This is a genomic window from Streptomyces sp. NPDC090022 (genome assembly GCF_044748145.1).
Classification (GTDB): Bacteria; Actinomycetota; Actinomycetes; order Streptomycetales; family Streptomycetaceae; genus Streptomyces.
The window spans coordinates 1-22,153 of sequence record NZ_JBIVFN010000009.1; the positions used below are offsets into that span (position 1 = coordinate 1).

Consider the following 22,153-nt stretch of genomic DNA (forward strand, 5'->3'; position numbering starts at 1 on the left):
GGCACTCCCAGGCCGTCACGTCGACCGACGCCTCCGTCGGACCGTACAGGTTGTGCAGCTCCACACCCTCGAAGACCTCGAAGAACCGCCGCTGGACGTGCGCCGGCAACGCCTCGCCGGAACACACGACGGTGCGCAGCGCGTTCCCGCACGCCGCGGCAGAGGCATCCGCCAGGAACGCCTCCAGCATCGACGGCACGAAATGCACCGTCGTCACACCGGTCTCACACACCAGCTCGGCCAGGTACGCCGGATCCTTGTGACCCTCCGGACGCGCAACGACCAGCGTCGCACCCTCCAGCAGCGGCCAGAAGAACTCCCACACCGACACATCGAAACCGAACGGCGTCTTCTGCAACACCCGGTCCGCGGCGCCCAGCCCGAACCGCTCCTGCATCCACACCAGACGGTTCACAATGCCCTCGTGCGCCACGACGACGCCCTTCGGCCGACCCGTCGAACCCGACGTGAAGAGCACATACGCCGGATGCGACGGAAGCAGCGCCACATCCGGCGCACGACCGTCCGACCCCGCCAGCTCCACGACCACCGCCGGCTCGTCGAGGGCCACCACCGGGACTCCGCCCGGCATCCGTCCGGCCAGATCCTGCGAGGTCACCGCCACCACCGGCGCCGCGTCCGCCAGCACGACCGCGATCCGCTCGGCCGGATACTCCGGGTCGACCGGCAGATACGCACCGCCGGCCTTCACCACCGCCAACAGCGCCACCACCATCTCGACGCCGCGCTCCAACGCCACCGCGACGACCGACTCCGGACCCACACCACGCCCGACAAGCAACCCCGCCAGACGGTTCGCCCGCGCATCCAGCTCCGCGTACGACACCTCCACACCCTCGAACACCACCGCAACCGCATCCGGCGTCCGCACCACCTGCGCCTCGAACAACCCCGGCAACGTCGACCGCTCGACCTCCACCGCCGTGTCATTCCACTCGTGCACGATCCGCCGCAGACCCGCCTCGTCCAGCACCGGCACCGCACTCAGCGCGATCTCGGGGCCTCCCGCCGCGGCTCGTTCCAGCGCGGCCAGCAGGTTCCTGGTGGCCGTGCACAGCAGCGCGCCCACCTGCTCCGGGTCCGCCGGTGCGACCGCGTCGACGGTGAGCCGCATCCCGTCCCCGTCGTCGTCGATGTTCACCGCGAGCGGGTAGTTGGTGTGCTCCCGGTAGTGGCGCAGCTCGACGCCGTCGAAGAGGGCTCCGTCCTTGCTGACGGAGCGGTCGTTGTGCCGGTAGTTGAGCATGGAGGCGAAGAGGGGTGTCTCGCCCTCCACACCGCTGGCGTTCTGTGCCACGGCCAGCGGCGCGTGCTCGTGCTCGAGGAGCGCGGCGAGCCGGCCGCGTACGGCGGTCACCGCGGCCATCACACCCACCTGCCCGGTGTCCACCCGCACCGGCAGCATGTTCATGAACGGACCGAGGACCCGGGCGGCGTCGGCGTCGGCGTTCATCCGGCCGAACAGCACCGTGCCGAACACCACGTCGTCCCGGCCGCTGACCGCCGCGAGCACTCGCGCCCACGCCACGTGCATGAGCGTCGCGGGGCTGGCGCCCACCTTCCGCGCGACTCTGCGCAGCTGGCGTTCGAGGTCCGGAGCGATCCGCAGCTCGGCCTCGGCCGAGTCCGTCCCCGGCTCACGCGTGTTCAGCAGCCCGTACGGCGCGGTCGGCTCGGTGACGTCCCCCAGGAGGTCGGCGAAGAATCGCTCGTGGCCGTCCTGCTCCAGACCGGCCCGTGCCTGGACGACGGCGCTGCGGAAGGGCAGCGGCTGGGGCAGCTCGCCACCGCCTCCCCGCATGAACTCCCGGATCTCGGCGAGCAGCACCTCGACCGTCGTGTGGTCCTGTACCAGGTGGTGCAGACGCAGCAGCACCAGCCGCCGGCCCTCCGGGAGCGGGGCCACGTGGAGACCGAGCAGCGGCGCCCGCGTGATGTCCATGGTCCGGCTCACGGCCGCCGACAGCGCGGTCACCGGATCCCCGGCCTCCGGATCAAGGGCCACGTCGGCCACCGGCAGCTGAGCGTGCCGCCACACCACCTGAACCGGCTGGGGCAGGCCTTCCCAGACGATCGCGGTGCGGAAGATGTCGTGCCGGTCCAGCACGTGCTGCAAAGCGTCGGTGAATGCGTCCAGCCGCTGCGCGGAGTCGAACTCCAGGACGGCCGACGCCAGATAGGTGTCCTCACCGCCCTCGGCCAGCAGGTGGTGGAAGAGCAGGCCCTCCTGGAGCGGCGCCAGCGGGTAGATGTCGGCGACGTTGGCCGCCCCGCCCTCGACCGTGGCGACCACCCGGGTCACGTCGTCGGCCGAGAGGTCCACCAGCGGCAGCATCTCGGGGGTGATCTCCCGCGCGTCGGCGGGGATCCGGTTCGCCGGCACGGTGACCTCGCCCGCACCCCCCGCGGAGGCGGCGAGACCGGCCACCGTCGGTGACTCGAAGAAGGCGCGCACGGACACCGAAACACCGAGCTTGCGGATCGCCCCCACCAGCCGGATCGCCATCAGCGACTGGCCGCCGAGCTGGAAGAAGTCCTCGTCGACGCCGACCCGGTCCAGTCCCAGGACGTCGGCGAACGCCGCGCAGAGGATCTCCTCGCGCGCGTTCGACGGGCCGCGTCCGGTCCCGGCCCTGGTGCCCGGGTCCGGCGCGGGCAGTGCCCTCCGGTCCAGCTTGCCGCTCATCGCGAGCGGCAGGGCGTCCAGGACGACGACGGCGGAGGGGACCATGTGTTCCGGAAGCCGTTCGGCCGTGAAGGCGAGGACTTCGTCCGTCAGGTCGTCGAAGGCGTCGTCGATCACGACGTACGCGACGAGCCGGACGTCACCGGGCGTGTCCTCGCGCGTCACCACGGCGGCCTGGGTGACGTGGGGGTGGGCGGCCACCACGGCCTGGACCTCTCCGGGCTCGATCCGGTAGCCGCGGATCTTCACCTGCTCGTCCGCCCGGCCCAGGTACTCCAGTTGCCCGTCCGCACGCAGGCGTGCGACGTCGCCCGTGCGATACATCCGCGTTCCGGGCTCGAAGGGGTTGGCCACGAATCGCTCCGCCGTCTGCCCGGACCGGTTCACATAACCCCGGGCGAGCTGGACACCCGCGATGTAGAGCTCGCCGGCCACACCCGGCGCCACCGGACGCAGGAACCCGTCCAGGACGTACAGGCGCATGTTGGCGATCGGACGGCCGATGGGAACTGCGTCGCCGACCTCCTGGCCGGCCCGCACCTCGAACACCGAACAGCCGACGACCGCCTCGGTCGGACCGTACTCGTTGACGACCACCGAACCGGGGGAACGCTCCAGCCAGTGCTGCACCACCGCGCCGGGCAGCGCCTCACCGCCGACCACCCAGGTGCGGGCGGCAGCACGGATCTGGTCGTCCGTCAGCATGTCGGCAAGAAGGGGCAGATGGGCGGGGACGACCTTGGACAGACCGAAGCCGTCGCCGTCCCGCAGCAGCCCGGCCAGACCGTCCGCACCGCCCTCGCGGCTCACCACCACCGGCGACCCCGAAATCAACGGCACGACGATGCTGGTCACGGTGAGGTCGAACGCCAGCGAGGAGTGCAGCGGCGCGCCGCCCTCCGTTTCGTACGCGCCCGCGGCCCACTGCGTGTAGTTCGCGAGGCCACCGTGCGTGACCGCGACGCCCTTCGGGCGACCGGTGGAACCCGAGGTGTAGATCACGTACGCCAGTCCGTCGGCGGCCACCGGCACTCCGGCAGGCGTCCCCAGCACCGGGCCGGCCGCCAACGCGTCGTCCATCGTGACGACATGTGCCGCGCTTCCGAGCCGGTCGGCCGGCCCGGCGCTGTCGGTCAGCGTCAGCACCGCGCCGCTGTCCGCCAGCAGCCGGGCCGTACGCTCCACCGGGTGGCTCGGGTCGATCGGGAGGTAGCCGGCCCCCGCCTTCCAGATCGCGAGGATCGCGACGACCGCGTCCACGCTCCTCGGCAGGCACACGCCGACCACCGACTCGGCGGCGACGCCCCGGCTCAGGAGGTGGTGCGCGAGCCGGTTCGCCCGCGCGTCGAGCTCGGCGTACGACACCTCGAAGCCGTCCTCGACCACCGCGACCGCTTCCGGGGTGCGGGCCGCCTGCGCGGCGAACAGCTCCGGCACCGACCGGCCCGCGAACGGGACCGCGGTGTCGTTCCACTCCACGAGCACCCGGTGCCGCTCGTCGGCGTCCAACAGGCCGGACCGGCGGACCGGTTCGGCGGGGTCGACCGAGACCATCCAGTGCGCGAGCGCCAGGAAGCGGCGGCAGACTTCGTCCCCCGGCGCCAGGTCGGGGGCGTCGGGGTTCACGTCGACGGCGATCTTCAGTCCGGACCGGTCGTACACGTCGATGCGCGTGCTGTCGACCGGCCCGCTGGACAGGTTGTGCGCGCTCACGGAGCAGTCCCCGAACGGCAGCGCGTAGATGTCGAAGGACATCACGTTGATGAGCAGGTCCCACAGAGCGCCCTCGCCGAGCATCGCGTCGTGGAGCATCTCCTCGTAGCGGTACCGCTGGTGGCGCAGTCCGTCCAGCACCGCCCTGGTGGTCTGGCGCACGAGGTCCGCGACCGTGGTGTCCGCGGTGATCTTCACGCGGATCGGAAGGACGTTGTTGGTCATGAACGGGATCGCCAGGTCCCGCGTGCCCGCGCGGCCGCTCACCGGAACGCCGACGACCACGTCCTGCCGTCCGGTGAGGTGGTGCTGGTAAAGGGCCGCGGCACTGATCATCAGGCCGGCGAGGCTGGCCCCCAGTCCGCGGGCGGCGGTCTTCAGGTCCGCCCCGGCTGCCGCGTCGACGCTCTCCACGTACCGGACGGGGGCGCGCTGGGCGCGCTCCGCGTAGGTGCTGCCCAGGCCCTGGGCCTCGGGGAGCCCGGCCAGGACGCCGCGCCAGTACGTCCGGTCCGCCTCGTAGTCGGCCGAGTTCCGGTAGGAGCGCTCGGCGTCCATCAGACGGGTGCTCGAGGGTAGCGCACCCTCCTCCGGCGACCCGCCCTCCAGCAGCGTGTTGTAGATCTGGGACAGCCGGCCGACCATGAGCCCCGCACTGCGTCCGTCCAGGATCACGTGGTAGGCGCGCTGGTACCAGAAGGTGAGGCGGGGTCCGGCCGTGAAGATCCTGATGGTGTAGAGGGGGCGGTCGGCCGCTCCCTTCTCGGCACGCAGGTCGTCCCACATCAGGCGCTCGGCCGCCGCCTGCGGATCGGCCTCCGAGCCGATGTCGACGACCTCGACGGGGTAGTCGTCCGCCGCGTGGAAGAACTGCCGCGGCTGGCCGTCCACCTCGCGGATGCGGAGCCGGGCGGCGTCGGCCTCCTCCAGGAGGCGCTGCGAGGCCTGCACCAGGAGGCCCAGGTCCACGTCGCCGTCGAGCCTCAGATACTCGGCACCGTTGAAGCACGGGTTCTCAGGCGCCAGCTGATGGCTATACCAGATTGCAAGCTGGCCGGCCATCATTTCCCGGAGCTCACCCTCAGACGTGGCCATTCCCGTGCACCCCATTCGCTTCGAATTATCGGCTGGAAAAAGCACGGGACTGCCACATCCGGACATGCCGTATGACAGCCCAGTTCTCCTCGCACACCGCTGCAACGTGATATTGCGGACTTAGTGAGCCCGCGCACGGCGCAGGCAAAGGACAAACACTGGAGTCGCGACGACAACCGTTGCCGCGACATAGGCCCGCGGCGCCGCACACGCCTCCGCGGCACACGCTCTCCACTGCCCAATACGTGATCCACTATGGCTCAGGGAGGCGGCCGTGATCAATGACGGACGACTGGTCGGGCGACCGCCTCCGCCCGTGTTCGGCCAGGCGGCGGTGGGCCGTTCAACTGTGCCCCGGCGGCGGTTGAACACGGGCGGACGGCGGTGGGCGGCCGTGCGGGGCAGCTGCCGCGAAGGGGTGGCCCGCACGACGGCACCCTCTCGGCGGCCGCACTCGGCGGCATTCCCCGACACCCCGGCCGGGTGCATGATAATTCCGGTCCCGAATTCCGAGGAAACTGTGAGGCATTCACATGCACAACGAGCCGGCCGAACCGGCCCCGCCGATCAATCTGGTGGATCCCGGACTCTACTCGCACGGCGATCCGTTTGTGCAGTGGCGATGGCTCCGCGCAAATGAGCCGGTGTACTGGCACCCCCCGACGGAGCTTCCCGGTTTCTGGTCCCTGACCCGGTACGAGGACATCCGCACCGCCTACCGGGACGCGGAGACGTTCAGCTCCGCACAGGGCATCCTGCTCCGGCCGGAGGAGCACGGGGCCGACCCCGGCGGCGGCCGCACCCTCGCACTGACCGACGCGCCACGCCATCGCCAACTGCGGGGACTCGTGGACGAGTGGTTCTCCGTGCGCTCGGTCCGTGCGCTGGAGCACGAAATGGCCGAGATCACCCGCGGCATCGTCGACAAGGCTCTGGACCAGGGCAGTTGTGACTTCGTGACGGAGGTCGCGGCCCGGGTCCCGCTGTACGTGATCTGCAAGATGATGGGGGTGCCGGAGTCCGACTGGGAGTACCTCTACGACCTGACGAGTCAGGCGTTCGCGGCCGGCGACCCGCTCACCCGCCGCTTCGCCCACCTGAACATCCTCGGGTACTTCGAAACGCTCCAGGCGGAGAAGGCGGCACGCCCGGGCGACGACCTGGTGACCGTCCTGGCGACGGCTGAGATCGACGGTGAGCGCCTGAACACGGACGACGTGATCCTCAACTGCGACAACCTGCTGGTCGGCGGCACCGAGAACACCCGGATATCCGCTGCCGGGGGCATGCTCGCCCTCCTGGAACGCCCCGAGCAGTGGCAGCAACTGGCCGAGGACCCCGCCCTGCTCCCTTCCGCGGTCGAGGAGATCCTGCGCTGGACGTCCACAGCGACGCACATCATGAGGACCGCCGTCAGGACGACCGAGATCCACGGCAAGAAGATCGAAGCGGGTGACCGGGTCGTCTTCTGGCTGCCGTCGGCCAACCGGGACGAGACGGTGTTCGACGACCCGGACACCTTCAGCATCACCCGCAAGCCCAACCGTCACCTGGCTCTGGGCTTCGGTGAGCACTTCTGTCTCGGAAGCATGCTGGCACGCGTCGAACTGCGCCTGCTCTACGGCGAGTTGATCGACCGATCGGTACGGGTCGAGCTCGACGGCATCCCCAAGCTCCTGGACTCGATCGTCGTCAACGGCCCCGAGCGCCTGCCCGTCAGGCTGACCCGGGGCTGACCACGGGCGCGGGCGAACGCAGGCGAACGCGATGACGGGCCGCCGGAGAACCGGCGGCCCGTCATCGCGGTCCCACGGACCGGGTGACCCCGGCGATCACCCCGGGCCCTGGCGGCCGGCGAGCAGCGGGGTCAGGGCGTCCGCGAGCGGGCCGACGGCCGGGTGGTCCCACAGAAGGGTGGGCTCGACCTCGACGCCGTAGCGGTCCTCGATATCGGCGCACAGGCTGAGCACGTACACCGAGTCGAGTCCGTACTCGGACAGCGGCAGATCGACGTCGATGTCCTCGGCCGGCAGCCGGACGTACGCGGCCACGCAGCCGCGCAGCCATTCCCGGACCGCTTCTGTGTCGACCGCGGCCGGCCGGTCGGTGATGTCGGACATGGCAACCTCCGTTGTGTTTTCATCGATTGGGGTCAGGCGCCCGTCGGGCGGCAAGCGTGGTCGAAGGTGAGGCCGGCGTCGTGACGCCGGAGGAGTTCGGCGAAGAGGGACCGGGTGAGCGGCTCGGGCAGCGGGTCGTGGTGGCGTCCGGTGTGGGCACCCAGCCGGTGCAGGGCCGCGACCACCCAGGCCGGGTCCGCCTCCGCCCCCTGTCCCTCGGAGGGCCGTTCCCACCACAGGCCCAGGCACGCGGCGGCGGCGAGCGCCGCGGCCCAGCGACCGGTCAGGTCGAACGCCTCCGGCGGCGCTCCGGGCCCTAGCCGGTCGGGGGCGAGCGTGGCCGTCTCGGCGGACAGGGCCCGTATCTCGGCGGCGTACTCCGAGGCTGCGGAGACGATCCCCGCGTCCTCGCCGGCCCGCCGTTCGGCGCCCTCGAGGAGGGTCCGGGAGAGCGGGTCCCGGCCGCCCGCGGTGACCGCGAGGGTCCCGAAGTCGAGCGCCGGCAGCGGCTTCCCGGGCCGGAACGTGATGGCGGGCAGCGCCGCGCCACCGTCCGCGTTCCAGGTCCGCCGCGCGGTCAGGGGCAGCTGCGGCAGCAGCGCGGACTGGCAGGAGACCCGGGAGGCATGGCCGAAGGCCGAGGGCAGCACGTCCCGCTGGAGCTTCTGGAAGAGCGGCTGCTCCCCGGCGCGGAGGTAGAACTGCGAGCCGAGCAGCTCGGAGAGCCGGTTCACCGCTGCCATCAGCAGCGTCGGGACGAGGAGTTTGACCGCCGACGCGTACACGGTGCACTGCGCGGGAGCCGTGTGGGTCGCGCGGGCGGCCACCGTGACGAACGCGTCCGCCAGGAGCAGGTCCGCGAACGCCTCGGCGAGCACCGTTCGGGAGAGGGACAGGTCGGCGGCGGTGCCGCCGTACAGTCGACGCCCGAAGGCCCCGCGCAGGGCCGTGCGCAGCGCGGTGTCGAGCAGGCCGACGGTCATGCCGGGCAGCGCGATCCGGGTGAGCTGGAAGGAGCGCTGGGCCGTCTCCAGGCCGTGTCCGGGGGTGCCGACCACGGCCTCGGCCGGTACGGGGCAGTCGGTGAACGCGATGCCGCCGAGCGGCACGCCGCGCATTCCGACGGTGCCGAAGCGGGGCAGGCGGGTGACGGTCTCCGGTGGCAGCCGGTCGGCCTCCAGCAGGAGCTGGGAGTGGCTGCGGCTGCCGGGGGCGGCGTCCGTGCGGGCGAAGAGCACCATGGCTCCGGCCCGGCCGAGGTTGGCCACCACCTCCTTGCGGCCGTTGACGCGCAGCAGGCCGTCCGCTGCGGGCAGGGCGGTCAGCTCGGCGCGCGCGAAGTCGTTTCCGTGGGCCAGCTCGTGATAGCCACAGGCCACCCGGCCGCCCGAGATCAGGTGGTCGGCGAGCCATTCCTGCTGACCGGTACTGCCCGCGGTCCACACGTTGACGGCGGCCATGAAGGACCCCGCGCCGTAGCCCAGCCCCAGGCACGGGTCACGGCGGTAGACGGCGCGCATCACGTCGATGAGTTCTTCCGGGCCGGTGAACCGGCCCCCCAGGGCTCGGGGGACGAAGTGCGCGTTGAGCCCGAACGCGTCGAGGAGGTCTTCACCGGCCGACAGCATGGAGCCGTGGGCGTCGGCGGCCAGCACCGCGGCCCGGCCGACCGGGTTGCCGGGGTCGCCGGCGTCACCGAAGAGCGCCTCCAACCGGTCGACCGGGTCCGGGGACGCCGCGGGGGACGCGGGCCCGGCGGGATCTGCGAGGGTCATCGGACCGGTTCCTCCACCATGGGCGTGAGCGGCGGGACGAGAGACTCGTAGGCGTCGAGCGGTGGCCGGTGGCCGGGCACCAGCAGCTCCAGACAGCGTTCCAGGGCCGCGGTCAGCACCGTGGAGCGCTCCGTCCCGCCGGGTGCGGACAGCAGGTGCAGGGCGGCGGCGCCGGCGAAGCACGCCTCGAACCGGCGGGCAACCGCGAACGCGGCCGCGGGTGCGTTCCGGCCGGCCGGCGGCAGCTCCGCCATGGCGTCCGCGAGCGACGTCGTCTGCGCGCAGAGGAGGCTCGCCAGCTCCGCGGCGCGCGCGGGCACGGAACCCGCACGGGCCAGAGTGGTGACGCGCGCGGCGGCGTGCGGAACCGCCTGGACGATGCTGCAGCCGGTACGGCTGACCAGCCGCAAGGCGGTCGGGTCCAGCTCGGGCAGCGGGGCTTCGCCCATGGTCGCGGCGAGTCCGGCGGCGTCATGGCCACCGGTGCGGATCAGGCGGGTCAGCAGCGGGAACTGGGAGATGAGCAGTGAGCGGTTCACCGCCGTACTGCCGTCGAAGACCGACACGATCCGGTGGTCACGCTCCAGCTTCTGGAACATGCCGTCGGCATAGGCGTCCGTCAGGAACCCTCGTGCGCCCAGAAGTTCCGCGAGGTCATCGATGGTCTGCTGGACCATCCACGGCACTCCCGCCTTGAGGGCCGCGGAGACGGTGCTCATCTCGCCGGGAAGTCCGTGGGCACAGCGTCCGCCCAGCAGGGCCGCGGCGTCCGCCAGGGCCAGGGTCGCGCCGGCCCGGCCCAGCACGCGCCGGGCCAGCGGCAGGGCCAGCAGCCGGGTGCCGTAGAGGGCCCGCTCGGCGGCGAAGCCGGTGACCAGCCGCAGGGCGTGCTCGCCGGCGCCGAGGGACAGGGCGGCGCAGAGGGTGCGGGTCAGCTGGAGCGCCCGCAGCACGGTCCCCAGTCCGTCACCGACCGCTCCGACGAGCGCGTCCGCCGGGACCGGCGCGTCACAGAGGCGCAGGCCGCTGATGTCCGCTCCGCGGATCCCGTGCGTCGGCTCCTTCGGGAGCGGCTGCCATGTTCCGTCCGGAAGTGTCGACTTGTCGACCAGGAAGAGGCTGAACCCCCTCGGACCGCCGGCCGGATCGGTGCGGGCCAGCACACAGATCAGCCGGCCCCGGGTGGCGTTGTTGATCGGCCACTTCTCCCCGGTCAGCCGCCATCCCCCGTCCGGCCCGGGGGTGGCGGTCAGGTTCCCGGCCAGGAGGTCGCTGCCCATGCCCGGCTCGGTCAGGCCCCACGAGACCACCGCGTTCTCGTCGAGCACCAGCCGGGCCAGGGCCCGCTGCTGCTGCTCCGTCCCGGCGACCCAGGTCGACACGGCGCCCAGGAACGTCTTGCCGTGCGCCACGGCGACCGTCACGTCGCGGCGGGCGACCTCCCGCAGCGCGTCCAGCAGTTCGGGCAGACCGCCGGGTGCTCCGCCGAGCCGAGGCGGTACGTAGGCGCGGGGCAGACCGGTGGCGTCCAGCAGGGCGCATTCCTGGTCGGGGAACGCCTCCGCGGCGTCCAGCGCCGCGCTGCGGCCCGTACTGAAGGGGCCCTGCGCCGCGGCGGCCGCGTCCATCGCCCCGGCGAGCGCCGCAGCGAGTCCCGTCGGCCACTGCGGTGCGTCCGCGGTCACCCGGCCGCTCCCGCCAGTGCGGCCCGCGCCCCGGGCGCCATGTCCTCGTACAGCGGGGTGAGGGCGCCCGCCAGGAACAGGGCGCGCATCTCGGAACGCTGCACCTTGCCGCTGGTGGTCTTCCGGACCGTGCCGGGCCTCAGGAGCACGATGCCCGCGGCGTGCACCCCGAACTCCCGGTGCACGGTCGTGCGCATCCCGACGGCGAGTTCGCGCAGCTGCTCCTCGCTGAAGCGGCCGCGGACCTCGTGCACCACGACCACCTCCTCCTGGGGGACGGGGACGGTGAACGCCGTGCCCGCCAGGGCCGTCAGCGGCTCGTGCCACAACCGCAGTTCGTGTTCGATGTCGTGCGGGTACAGGTTGCGGCCGTGCACGATGAGCAGGTCCTTGGTGCGGCCGGTGACGTAGAGCTCTCCGGCGAGCAACACACCCAGGTCGCCCGTGCGCAGGTAGGGACCGTCGCCGTCCGCGGTGCGGGCACGGAAGATCTCTTCGGTCACGTCCGTGCGGCGCCAGTAGCCGCGACCCACGCTCGGGCCGCGCAGCCAGATCTCCCCGGTCGCGCCCTCCGGCAGCACCCGGTGGTCCTCCGGGGCGACGATGCGCACGTCGAAGTCGGGTACGTCGCCGCAGCCGACGAGCTCGCGCACCGGGCCGCCCGGTTCCGGGTCCTGGAGGCGGTGCTGTTCCAGTGCCTGGGGATCGACCGCCCGCAGGCGGGGCGGCCGGGTCGAACGGCCAGAGATGAACACGGTCGCTTCGGCCATCCCGTAGCAGGGTGCGAGCTGCTCGGCACTGAAGCCCGCCGGGGCGAAGCGCTCCGCGAACTCCCGCAGCGTGCTGGCCTGGATCGGCTCGGAGCCGTTGGCGGCGAACTGCCAGCGCGAGAGGTCGAGTCCGGCGATCTGCGCGTCGGTGACCCTGCGCAGGCACAGCTCGTAGGCGAAGTTGGGGGCGGCGGAGAAGCCGATGTCATAGCGGTCGATCATCGCCAGCCAGTGGTGCGGGCGCTTGAGGAAGGCCATCGGCGACATCAGGGCGCAGCTGCTGCCCAGGAAGAGGCCCGGCAGGAGCTGCCCCATGAGGCCCATGTCATGGTAAAGCGGTATCCACCCACCGAAGTTGGTGTTCTCGGTGAGACCAAGAGCGCGCCGCAGGCTGTCCGCGTTGTGGAGCAGGTTGCCGTGGTCGAGCATGACGCCCTTGGGGTCGCCGGTCGACCCGGAGGTGTACTGCAGCAGCACCAGGTCCTCGGTGGTGGCCCCGGCGTACCGCCAGCGCACGCTGTCGCCGAAGCCGGGGGCGTCGGTGGCGGCGACGGGCAGGTTCAGTCCGGTGTCGGCGATCCACTTCTGGGTCTCGGCGAGCTGGCCCGTGTCGGTGAGCGCCACGCTGACGTCGGCGTCGCGGGCGATCGTGGTCACGCGGCGCTGCTGGTACTGGAACTGGCCGGGCATGGGGGAGGGGACCGCGACGACCCCGGCGTACACGCATCCGAGGAAGGCGGTGACGAACGGCAGACCGGCGGGGTGCAGCAACAGCGCCCGGTCGCCGGGGGCGCAGTGTTCCTGCAGCCAGGACGCGACGCGACGGGCCTCGGCGTCCAGTTCGGCGTAGGTCAGGCTCTGCGCGCCGTCGGGCGCCTCGAGGTCGTGGACGAAGGTGACGGCGGTCCGGTTGGGGCGCTCGGCTGCGTGGCGGCGCAGCAGATGGAGCACGCTGGATTCGAGTGTGAGGTTCACTGGGCTCTCCTATCCGCGCTGGCGAGTGGACGGGCGCGGGCGAGAACGGCGAATCCGGATGCCGACAGGCAAGGCCCGAACCGCTCAGCGCGGCCTGAAGTGTGGGGCGGCTGGACGCGGCTGGACATGTGGTGCGTGCAATTGCCGCTACGCCGGAATTACGGTTGGAAGGGCTCGGCCATCGCGACCGCTATCTTTCGCGGTCCGGTGAAGGGTTCCCGACCGTGCGAGGTCAGCATGTTGTCGATCACGAGAACGTCGTGCTCCCGGTAGTCGAACCGTACGGTCGCGGCCCGGTAGCAGTCACGCACGTGCTCGATGACGTCGTCGGGAATGGCTGCACCGTCTCCGAAATAGGTGTTCGTCGGAAGATCGGGCTCGTCGAACAATTCGAGCAGCCCCTCCCGGATCTCCGCGTCCAGGGTGGTCAGATGGAAGAAGGCGGCATGGTTGAACCAGACTTCCTCACCCGACACGGGGTGGCGGTGGACGGCCTGTCTGACCGCGGTGGTGCGCAGACCGTCGCCCGGCAGCCATTCCGCTTCGATGCCGTTCTCCGCACAGTACGTTTCCACGGCGGCACGGTCGTCGATATTGAAGACGTGCTGCCAGGTCAGCCCGATTCCGGGGCGGAAGTTGCGCACCACCCGCCAGCCGCGCTGGACGAATTCCTCGCGTACGGAATCGTCGAGCCTCGCCAGTACGTCGCGGGTGCCGGCCAGCGAGGTCGCCCCGAGCGTCGTAGGCGGCTGGACGCAGTAGAAGTACAGCGCCATGGGCCAGGAGCGCTGGTAGGAGTTCTCGTTGTGCAGGAAGATCTCTTCGTTGGGCGGGTAGTCCGTGGAGGTGTACACCTGTCCTTGGATCGCGCTGCGCGGTGACGAGCGTTCCGTGTAGGTGAGCGGGTCCCCGGACAGGCCGCGGACGACGGCGTCGAAGGCGGCCACATCGGGGACGGAGAATCCGCGCAGGAGCAGCGCACCGTGCTCGAGCAGGGAGGCCCGCAGGGGGCCGCGCCCGGCCCGCACCCGCTCGGCGAGACTCTCCCCCTCCTCCGATTCGATCACGAGGGGAAATGCTGTGCTGTGGCTCATGCGTTGGGTGTTCCCTTCCGAAGCGGTACGCGATTCGCCGGGGTGGGTCGTCTACGGGTGCCGGGACGGAGCGGGGCCGTTCCGCGTCCGCCCGTCCGGGTCGATTCCCGGTCCCCGTGTCCGGCGGTGGGCGATCAACGGGGATCTCGCAATTCCCACGCGATTGATTCGGGCCGGCACTCGGTTCTCCCGGAGTCTGCCGCAGCGGGCCGACGGGCCGCCACCCGTGTCCGGCCGATCAACTGCGTCCGGCGCGCCGGTTGAACACCCGGCCGGGCGGCTCGACGCGTGTGCGGAAACCGCGCCCTCGACAAGAACGCCGCTCTCGAACATTGTGGTTCGGATCATCAGAGACCGGTTCCGGACCGCCCCGGCCGCGGGCGTCGGTCCTTCGTCGCCATTTCGTTCCGAAGGTGGAGGGCTGTCATGCCGGTAACCCGCTCACCAGGCCCGCTGAATTCGTTTCCCTATTCCCGAATGCCGGCGGATGCCGAGCAGCCCCGGGTGGAGCAGGTCGTTCCGGGCGGGACGCGGAAGGTGGCAGCGAGCCGTGACCCGCGCACCGGCTCGGGGCGCAGGCCGTCACGCGCGAGCACAGGCCGCCGTGCACGGGTGATGGCCGGCATGCTTCCCTCCGGCGTGTCGGCGGTCGAGACGTTCGGCGATCCGTGGCCCCTTCCCGCCCTGCTCCCGGAGGAGGCCCGGCTGACGACGCGCATGACCCCTGACCGCCGCCGCGAGTTCGCCACCGTCCGGGCATGCGCCCGGGCGGCCATGGGAGACCTCGGCCTCCCGCCGTCCCCCGTCCTGCGCGGGCCGCGCGGAGAGCCGCGGTGGGCGGCCGGGCTCGTCGGCAGCATGACGCACTGCACGGGCTACCGAGCGGCGGCCGTCGCCCGGAGCGCCGACATCGCCTCGCTGGGCATCGACGCCGAGACCAACGCGCCGCTGCCCCAAGACGGCATGCTGCGCATCGTCTCGACCCCGGAGGAGCGCAGGTGGCTGGCCCCCCTGACCGAGCAGCGGCCGGACATCGCCTGGGACCGGCTGCTGTTCAGCGCGAAGGAGAGCGTCTACAAGGCGTGGTATCCGCTCACCGGCCGCTGGCTCGACTTCGACGAGGCAGTCATCACCGTGCACCCGGACACCCGCACCTTCACCGCCCGCCTCCTCGTACCGGGGCCCCTTCTCGGCGGGGTCCGGCGCACCACCTTCCACGGCCACTGGCGAGCGGCTCACGGCCTCATCATGACGTCGATCGCCCTACCCGCAGGTCAGAAGCCCTTCTCCACCGGCTCCAGGATCGCCACGCACTCCACGTGGTGCGTCACAAGAAACAGGTCTACGCAAAACGAGTTAAGAAAAAGCGCAGGTCAGCAGCACCGACGACGCAAATAGGACTCAAGATCAATGTGCATTACGGGCATCATGGGCGCTACGCGCGAGCTCTTGGCACCCTCGCCGGCGGCGCCCGCGGGGCGAGCCCATCCCACAGGCTCTCGGATCACCGCCGGCGCCTCGGCCGAAGTGTCCGGACTTGAGGCTCGTTACGAGAACTCGCGCCGGCTGATGTTCAGTCGGACCGGGCGGGGGCTCGTAGTTCGATCTTGTAGCCGCCCTCTGGGGTGGGTTCGGCGGTGAGGGTGCCGTCGAGGAGTTCGGCGCGTTCTTTCAGGCCGATGAGGCCGTGGCGGGCGCTGGGGAGGGCGACGGTCGGGCGGGTGGGGGCGGTGTTGGTGACGGTGACGCCGAAGTGGTCGGCGTCGTGCCACAGGCACACGTCGGCGCGGGCTCCGGGGGCGTGTTTGCGCACGTTGGTGAGGGCTTCCTGGACCGTGCGGTAGACGGTGCGCTGGGCTGTGGTGCTGATGCCGGGAGGAAGTTCTCCGGTGAGGGTCGTCTCGATGCCGCTGTTGGCGATGAGCTGCTGGAGGTCGGCGAGGGTGGGCTGGGGGGTGAGTTCGGTTGCCTTGCCGCCTGAGGCGCGGAGCAGGGTGACCATGTGGCGGAGTTCGTCGAGGGTGTTCGCGCTCAGGGTGCGGATGGTGCGGGCGGCCTCGCGGGCGTCGGGGTCCTTGGCGGCCATCTGCAGGGCTCCGGCCTGGACGGCGATGAGGCTGACCTGGTGGGAGACGACGTCGTGCATCTCGCGGGCCAGCTGGGCACGTTCGCGGGCGAGGACGGTCTGGGCGTACAGGGCGCGTTCGTGCTCCCGGGCCTCCTTGACCTCGACGAGCCGGCGGGCCGCGTCGTGCCTGGCCTGCACGAGCTGGCCGAACAGGACGGGGGCGAAGGCCGTGGCCAGTGTGTAGACGAATTGGACGAGCGTCCAGGTCCGGTCGCCGTCGAACGCGTCGGACAGCGGCCACAAGAGGGTGGCCGCAGTGGCGTTCAGCAGGGCGCAGCCGGCGAGCAGCGGGCGGTTGCGGGTGGACGCGGCGAGTGTGTACAGGGCGGCGATCGGCGCGAGCGCGACGTCCATGAACAGGGTCATGGGCAGGGTGAGCAGGAAGACGGGCAGCGGGAAGCGTCTGCGCAGGAGCAGGCCGGCGCAGCCCGCGGCGGCGCAGGCCCACATCACGGGGGTGCCCTCGCCCAGGAGGTTGATCCAGGCGTCGAGTGCGGCCAGCATCACGAGCCCCGTGTCGACGGCCCAGGGCGGTACGCGCCGCCACCGTGCCCGGCCCGTGCTCATCGTCCGTTGTCCCGTGCCGTGTCGTCGTTGTGGGTGAGCAGTCCGGCGCGCTCGGCGAGGAGTGCGGCCTGGACGCGGCTGGTGACCCGCAGTTTGGTCAGGATCGAGCTGACGTGGTCCTTGACGGTGCCCTGGCTCAGGTGGATGCGGGTGCCGATGTCGGCGTTGGAGAGTCCTTCGGCGATCAGGACGAGGACGTCGCGTTCCCGGTCACTGAGCAGGCCGACGCGCGAGACGTCCGCGTCCTGGGGTGCTGCGGTCCCCGGGTGGCTGCGGAGCAGGGCGCGTGATGCCTTGGGCGACATGACGACGCCTCCCGCGGCCAGGGTGCGGACCAGCTGGGCGAGCTGTTCGGGCTCGGTGTCCTTGAGGAGGAAGCCGGAGGCTCCCGAGCGCAGTGCGGTCAGGATGTACTCGTCGGTGTCGAAGGTGGTCAGCATGGCGACGTGCGGTGGTGCGGGCAGTTCCTGGATCTGCCGCAGCACGGTCAGGCCGTCCACGTCCGGCATGCGGATGTCGAGGAGGACGACGTCCGGCCGCTCGCGCCGGATCACGTCGGCTGCCTGTGCCCCTTCCGCGGTCGCCACGACCTCGATGCCGTCGGACGCGTTCAGGATCATCTGGAAACCGGACCGCACCAGGGCCTCGTCGTCCACCACCACTACCCGGATCACCGGCGTCCCGCCTCACACTCTCGTCTGCACTGTCCCGCTGCTCGGCGACCCGTGCATTCGGGGGTCCCGCGTGCTCGTAGGGGTTCGCCTGACGTCGACCGTACGCCGGGCAGGGTACGCGGTGACGTGATCGCCCACCGACTGTGGACACCTGGCGGGTCGGCTCCAGCCGTTCGGGGGGTGCGCTCCGGCCGGTCGGCAGGCCGGCGGGCGAGGCTCGGCGGATGGCGCCCCCGGGCTCGTACCGTGGGATCGGTCCGTAGCCCCGCGCCGAGTCCGAGGGCCGCAGCCGATGTCCGTACCGTTTCGAGGACCGTCCCGCCATGCCCGGCTCATACCTGCGTCAGTCCGTCCGTGCCCTGCGGGATGTGAGGGGGCCGCCTGTGGGCGAGGCGCCGCACGTCAGGCGGACCGCGATCGCCGCCGGAAGAGGGCGGGCAGGCCCGGTGTCGTGACGAAGCCCTCCGCGCGGCCGGCGGCCAGGGCGATCCGCGGCAGTTCGGCGCTCTTCTGGAAGAGGACGAAGCGGGGTTCCCAGACCGGTCGGTACTTGGTGTTCGCGCGGTACAGCGATTCGATCTGCCACCAGCGGGAGAAGAACCCCAGGGTGGTGCGCCACAGGCGCAGGACGGGTCCGGCGCCCAGGCGGTCTCCGCGCTCGAAGACCGACCGGAACATCGCGAAGTTCAGGGAGATCCGGGCCAGTCCCACGTCGTCCGCCTGCCGCAGCAGCTCGATCACCATGAACTCCACCAGGCCGTTGTCGCTGTCGCGGTCCCGGCGCATCAGGTCGAGCGAGAGCCCCTTGCTCCCCCAGGGAACGAAGCTGAGCAGCGCGCGCAGTTCGCCGTGGGCGTCGTGGCACTCGACCATCACGCAGCGCCCGTCGTCCGGCGAACCGAGCCTGCCGAGCGCCATCGAGAAGCCGCGCTCGGTCGCCCCGTCGCGCCAGCGGTCGGCGTCGGCCACCAGACGGGCCATCTCCGGCTCGGGTATGTCCTCGTGGGCGTACCCGCACGCCGTATCCCCAGGGAGTCCCGCTCGCCGTGCCGGTCGAGGAGGGTGCGCAGCCGGGCCTCGTCGTCCTCGGTCGGCATCACCCGGCCCCGGGGGCTGCGGAACGCCACGTACAGCACGCTCAGGAAGACCAGCGCCGCCGTCACGTTGAGCGTCCCGTCGACCCAGCCCGGCACCTGGATGAGGCGGGCGGCCTTCTCGGACGGGTCCAGCGTGACGAAGCGGGACAGGACGTAGCCGAGGCGATCGGACAGGCCCGCTCCCGCACCGGTGGCGGTCGCCTGCACCAGCGCCACCCCCAGCGCGCTGCCGAGGACCGTACCGCCGGCCAGGGTGGCGAGCGCGGTCCGCGGGTTGGATCGGTCGCCCTTCGACGTGAACTCCGTACGCCCCACGAGCAGGGCCAGCAGGAAGAGGCCGGTGAGCGCGGCGGAGGCCCAGTTGATCCCGTGCTGACGGAAGCCGGATTCCTCGCCGGGCACGAACAGCCGGAGGATCATGACCGACAGGGTCAGCGCGGCGAGGACCGTGTTGAAGATCCAGGCCGCGCGCTTGCGCCTGCGCATGGCGACGGCCAGGCCCAGGGCGAGGATCGCGGACACCAGGCCGGCCGTGAGCAGGTACGGGGTGAAGTGCTCGCCCTCGTTGTGTTCCCGCACCCTGTCGCGCAGGGGAACGGAGCACCGCCAGCACATTGAGCAGAGCCATGACACGCAGGTACCAGACGCTCGCTGTGGCCGCCGCGCGACGGCACCGTGGTGTCACCACGGTCGGGAGAGTCTTCACGGCGGCGGTCGGCGGAGTCGTTGATGCAGTCACGTCTACGACATTCGTGAGGATCCGGAGGATTCACCACCCGGCAACCGGCCACACGTACCCCGCCAGGTGGCGGGGGTGGCGCAGCGGCGGCGGTCCCGGTCTGCGACCGCCGCCGAGCGGCGGATGATCCTCCCGCCGCTCGGCGGGGGGCGACCGGTCACCTGTCGGATACCGCCAGGCCGAGGCATCGACGAGGTTGGGGACATGCAAGCCGGGACGCCGTGAGCGTCGGTCCTGTCCGGCGGACGGATGATCCCGTGTCCGCTCGCCGCGGCCGTGCGTCGGCCAGGAGCAGAAGCAAGGAGCATCCCATGTCGGCCACCAGCCGGACCCTGCTCGCCGGTGCCATCGCAGCGGTCGTCGCCGTACTGATCACCGTTCTGGCCACGGCCGTCGGCGACTAGACCCCTGCCACGCCTCATCGCATCCGGTCCACACAGGACCATGCGGTCCTTCTTCGAGTGCACCCAAGTCAGGAGGGAACGTCATGAGTGTTTCGCTGTCCAAGGGCGGCAACGTCTCGCTGAGCAAGGAGGCTCCGGGCCTCACCGCGGTCCAGGTCGGCCTGGGCTGGGACGTACGCACCACCAGGGGCGCCGTCGCCCGCTACGACCTCAGCGAGGACGCGGCCACCGAGACCGCGATGGTCTTCGGCGAGCTCTACCGCAACGGTGCCGAGTGGAAGTTCCGGGCAGTCGGCCAAGGCTACGCCTCCGGGCTCGTCGGCATCGCCCAGGACTTCGGCGTCAGTCTCTGACCCCAGGACACCAGTCCAGCCGCCCGCCTGCCCTCGCGTGGACATCCCCCTCCGCGTGCGGGCGGCGGGTCCTCCCCGCCGGCCGCCGTTCGGGCCCGGCCACATCCTTCGCCTCGACCCACCCCGGGAGTTCCTCATGTCCATCAACCTCACCAAGGGCCAAAGGATCAGCCTGGCCAAGTCCGGCACGACCCCCCTCAGCCACGTACGGATGGGCCTGGGCTGGCAGGCGAGGACGCGCACGGGCCTCCTCGGCAGACTGATGGGCCCCGCGGCGATCGACCTCGACGCTTCCGCGGTCCTGTACGCGGGCCGGAGGGTCGTGGATGTCGTCTACTTCCAGCACCTGACCGGCATCTTCGGTGCCGTGAAGCACTCCGGCGACAACCGCACCGGCGGCGACGGGCCGGGGGACGACGAGGCCGTCACGGTCGACTTCACGCGGATGCCGGCGGAAGTGGACCAGATCGTCTTCACCGTGAACTCCTTCACCGGCGCGACCTTCGACGAGGTCGAGAACGCCTACTGCCGCCTGGTGGACGAATCGACGGGGGCCGAACTCGCCCGCTACACCCTGTCCGGTGGCGGCTCCCACACCGCCCAGATCATGGCCAAGATCTCCCGCATCAACGGGGCGTGGCAGCTGACCGCGATCGGCGAACCCGCCTCCGGGGCCACCTTCCAGGACCTCCTGCCGGCCATCGACCGCCACCTCTGATCCTTCCGCTCCGGCCCGCCGGTCGGCGGGGCGGTCCCGGCCGGTCGGCGGGGGTGCCACCGAAACCTGCCGGATGGTCCGCCTCCCCACCCCGACGGGAGATTCCTCGTATGACACAGATGCAGCCGCCGCAGGCGACGCCGGCCCCGCGGGAGTCCGCCGGGAAAGCCGCTGGTGGTCCCTCGATGGGACGCCTGGTCGGCGTGGACCTGGCCCGCGCGCTCGCGGTGTTCGGCATGTACATCGTCCACATCGGCCCGGTCCTGTCGTCCACGCACGGCGTCGGCACCTGGGTCCGGTATCTGGCCGACGGTCACTCGTCGGTCCTCTTCGCCACCCTCGCCGGGTTCTCGCTGATGCTGATCGCCGGCCGCCGTCAGCCGAAGACCGGCCTGGCGGGCCGGCAGGAGAAGGTCCGGATCGCGATCCGCGCCGTGGTCCTGCTGGCCCTGGGCAGCGTGCTGGCGATGGAGTACGGGGGAGTCATCATCCTCGGCTTCTACGGCGTGTACTTCCTCCTCGCCCTGCCCCTGCTGCGGCTGTCGGCCAGGGCACTGGCGATCACCGCGGCCGGGCTCGCGCTCGTCACACCCCAGCTGGCGTTCTTCCTGAACTCGCGGTTGAGCGAGTCCGTCCAGCAGACCATCGACGCCTACGACCCGCTCAAGAAGATCAGCGAGGTCGGCGTCCTCGACCTGCTGCTCACCGGCTTCTACCCGACGATCACCTGGATGTCGTTCGTCGTCGCCGGCATGGCGCTGGCCCGCCTCGACCTGTCGGCCGTCCCCGTCCAGCGTCGCCTGGCCGCGCTCGGCGCCGCCCTGACCGCCGGCGCGTACGGCCTGTCCCTGCTCCTGGCGGGCAAGGACGCTCTGCGGAGCACGGCGGAGGGCGGAAAGTCGTCCGCCGGGTTCGAGAAGGCGTCGTCCTTCGACGGCGGATCGTTCGAGGCCCCCCAGCGGGCGGCCTCGGAACTGCTGTCCGCCGGACCGCACAGCGGCACCACCTTCGACATCATCGGCAGCCTCGGCGTCGCCATCCTCGTGATCGTCGGCGCGACGGTGCTCATGGACCGCCTGCCGCGCCTGGACAGCCTGGCGAAGCCGGTCATCGCCGTGGGCACCATGTCCCTGACGGCCTACGTCGGCCACTTCCTCGCCCAGTCCACGCTCGGCGTATCGGCAGGCGAGAGCACCCAGACGTCCTGGATCCCCGTGCTCACGTTCATCCTCGGGGCGATCGTGTTCGCCGCGCTCTGGTCCCGATTCTTCCGCCGCGGACCGCTGGAGGCATTGCTCAACGCCGTCACCAAGCCGGCGAAGTACGTGCGATGACACCGGCCGGGGCGGGCGGTCCCTCATAGCCCGCCCCGGCCCGGATGGCCCCGACGGCCCGCTCAGGCCCGAGCAGCTCGGACAGGAGCGCTCGACGCCGCCGTCCACGGACGGTGGATCCTAGGGTCGGATACGGCGGCGCTCCGGCCGGGCTCACGAGGCCCTGTGGAGCGTGCTTCTCGCGCGGCAAGGCCGGCCCTTCTTG

At 71.4% G+C, this 22,153-nt stretch carries 13 protein-coding genes and 1 pseudogene; 5 read left to right on the forward strand and 9 right to left on the reverse strand.

Annotation, left to right across the window (positions count from 1 at the left end; genetic code table 11):
• On the reverse strand, nt 1-5,515 hold a 5,515-nt coding region (locus ACIPXB_RS18415; protein ID WP_401450834.1), incomplete at its 3' end, for an amino acid adenylation domain-containing protein.
• A gap of 533 nt (nt 5,516-6,048) precedes the next feature.
• Between ACIPXB_RS18415 and ACIPXB_RS18420 the strand changes: the two genes are divergently transcribed.
• On the forward strand, nt 6,049-7,251 hold the full coding sequence (locus ACIPXB_RS18420) for a cytochrome P450 (RefSeq protein WP_401450836.1): 1,203 nt from the start codon (nt 6,049-6,051) through the stop codon (nt 7,249-7,251).
• Nucleotides 7,252-7,347: 96 nt separating this feature from the next.
• Here ACIPXB_RS18420 and ACIPXB_RS18425 read toward each other — a convergent pair whose 3' ends face one another.
• From ACIPXB_RS18425 to ACIPXB_RS18445, 5 genes are all read right to left on the reverse strand, one after another.
• Nucleotides 7,348-7,635, reverse strand: coding sequence for an acyl carrier protein (locus ACIPXB_RS18425; RefSeq protein WP_401450839.1), 288 nt, complete (start codon nt 7,633-7,635; stop codon nt 7,348-7,350).
• A gap of 32 nt (nt 7,636-7,667) precedes the next feature.
• Entirely contained in the window at nt 7,668-9,410 is a 1,743-nt protein-coding gene (locus ACIPXB_RS18430; RefSeq protein WP_401450841.1) for an acyl-CoA dehydrogenase, read from the reverse strand.
• The gene (locus ACIPXB_RS18435; RefSeq protein WP_401450843.1) at nt 9,407-11,095 is read right to left on the reverse strand and encodes an acyl-CoA dehydrogenase family protein; all 1,689 of its coding nucleotides are present in this window, start codon (nt 11,093-11,095) and stop codon (nt 9,407-9,409) included. Before ACIPXB_RS18435 ends, ACIPXB_RS18430 begins: the two co-directional genes overlap by 4 nt.
• Nucleotides 11,092-12,840 (reverse strand): fatty acyl-AMP ligase, encoded by a 1,749-nt coding sequence (locus ACIPXB_RS18440; RefSeq protein WP_401450846.1) that lies wholly within the window; start codon nt 12,838-12,840, stop codon nt 11,092-11,094. The genes ACIPXB_RS18435 and ACIPXB_RS18440 overlap by 4 nt, the downstream gene beginning before the upstream one ends.
• A gap of 158 nt (nt 12,841-12,998) precedes the next feature.
• Nucleotides 12,999-13,934, reverse strand: a complete 936-nt coding sequence (locus tag ACIPXB_RS18445) for a TauD/TfdA family dioxygenase (RefSeq protein ID WP_401450850.1) — start codon at nt 13,932-13,934, stop codon at nt 12,999-13,001.
• A 624-nt stretch (nt 13,935-14,558) separates the two neighbouring features.
• Here ACIPXB_RS18445 and ACIPXB_RS18450 point away from each other — a divergent pair.
• Complete coding sequence (locus tag ACIPXB_RS18450; RefSeq protein WP_401450853.1) at nt 14,559-15,332, forward strand: 4'-phosphopantetheinyl transferase; 774 nt, start codon at nt 14,559-14,561, stop codon at nt 15,330-15,332.
• Nucleotides 15,333-15,507: 175 nt separating this feature from the next.
• Here ACIPXB_RS18450 and ACIPXB_RS18455 read toward each other — a convergent pair whose 3' ends face one another.
• The 3 genes and pseudogenes from ACIPXB_RS18455 to ACIPXB_RS18465 form a co-directional block, all read right to left on the reverse strand.
• Nucleotides 15,508-16,629, reverse strand: a complete 1,122-nt coding sequence (locus tag ACIPXB_RS18455; protein ID WP_401450856.1) for a sensor histidine kinase — start codon at nt 16,627-16,629, stop codon at nt 15,508-15,510.
• Complete coding sequence (locus ACIPXB_RS18460; RefSeq protein ID WP_401450858.1) at nt 16,626-17,303, reverse strand: response regulator; 678 nt, start codon at nt 17,301-17,303, stop codon at nt 16,626-16,628. Before ACIPXB_RS18460 ends, ACIPXB_RS18455 begins: the two co-directional genes overlap by 4 nt.
• Nucleotides 17,304-17,705: 402 nt before the next feature.
• A pseudogene (locus tag ACIPXB_RS18465) lies at nt 17,706-19,015 on the reverse strand (phosphatidylglycerol lysyltransferase domain-containing protein).
• 611 nt (nt 19,016-19,626) lie between these two features.
• Here ACIPXB_RS18465 and ACIPXB_RS18470 point away from each other — a divergent pair.
• The 3 genes from ACIPXB_RS18470 (at nt 19,627) to ACIPXB_RS18480 (ending at nt 21,948) form a co-directional block, all read left to right on the forward strand.
• Nucleotides 19,627-19,896, forward strand: a complete 270-nt coding sequence (locus ACIPXB_RS18470) for a TerD family protein (RefSeq protein WP_401450860.1) — start codon at nt 19,627-19,629, stop codon at nt 19,894-19,896.
• A 136-nt stretch (nt 19,897-20,032) separates the two neighbouring features.
• On the forward strand, nt 20,033-20,614 hold the full coding sequence (locus ACIPXB_RS18475) for a TerD family protein (protein ID WP_401450862.1): 582 nt from the start codon (nt 20,033-20,035) through the stop codon (nt 20,612-20,614).
• A 110-nt stretch (nt 20,615-20,724) separates the two neighbouring features.
• Nucleotides 20,725-21,948, forward strand: a complete 1,224-nt coding sequence (locus ACIPXB_RS18480; protein ID WP_401450864.1) for a DUF418 domain-containing protein — start codon at nt 20,725-20,727, stop codon at nt 21,946-21,948.
• The last annotated feature ends 205 nt before the right edge of the window (nt 21,949-22,153 follow it).

Excerpts from the sequence above, each read along its gene's own strand:
- ACIPXB_RS18420 (WP_401450836.1), top strand. The coding sequence starts at position 6,049 with ATGCACAACGAGCCGGCCGAACCGGCCCCGCCGATCAATCTGGTGGAT.
- ACIPXB_RS18455 (WP_401450856.1), bottom strand. The coding sequence starts at position 16,629 with ATGAGCACGGGCCGGGCACGGTGGCGGCGCGTACCGCCCTGGGCCGTC.
- ACIPXB_RS18445 (WP_401450850.1), bottom strand. The coding sequence starts at position 13,934 with ATGAGCCACAGCACAGCATTTCCCCTCGTGATCGAATCGGAGGAGGGG.
- ACIPXB_RS18450 (WP_401450853.1), top strand. The coding sequence starts at position 14,559 with ATGCTTCCCTCCGGCGTGTCGGCGGTCGAGACGTTCGGCGATCCGTGG.
- ACIPXB_RS18475 (WP_401450862.1), top strand. The coding sequence starts at position 20,033 with ATGTCCATCAACCTCACCAAGGGCCAAAGGATCAGCCTGGCCAAGTCC.
- ACIPXB_RS18470 (WP_401450860.1), top strand. The coding sequence starts at position 19,627 with ATGAGTGTTTCGCTGTCCAAGGGCGGCAACGTCTCGCTGAGCAAGGAG.
- ACIPXB_RS18480 (WP_401450864.1), top strand. The coding sequence starts at position 20,725 with ATGACACAGATGCAGCCGCCGCAGGCGACGCCGGCCCCGCGGGAGTCC.
- ACIPXB_RS18425 (WP_401450839.1), bottom strand. The coding sequence starts at position 7,635 with ATGTCCGACATCACCGACCGGCCGGCCGCGGTCGACACAGAAGCGGTC.
- ACIPXB_RS18430 (WP_401450841.1), bottom strand. The coding sequence starts at position 9,410 with ATGACCCTCGCAGATCCCGCCGGGCCCGCGTCCCCCGCGGCGTCCCCG.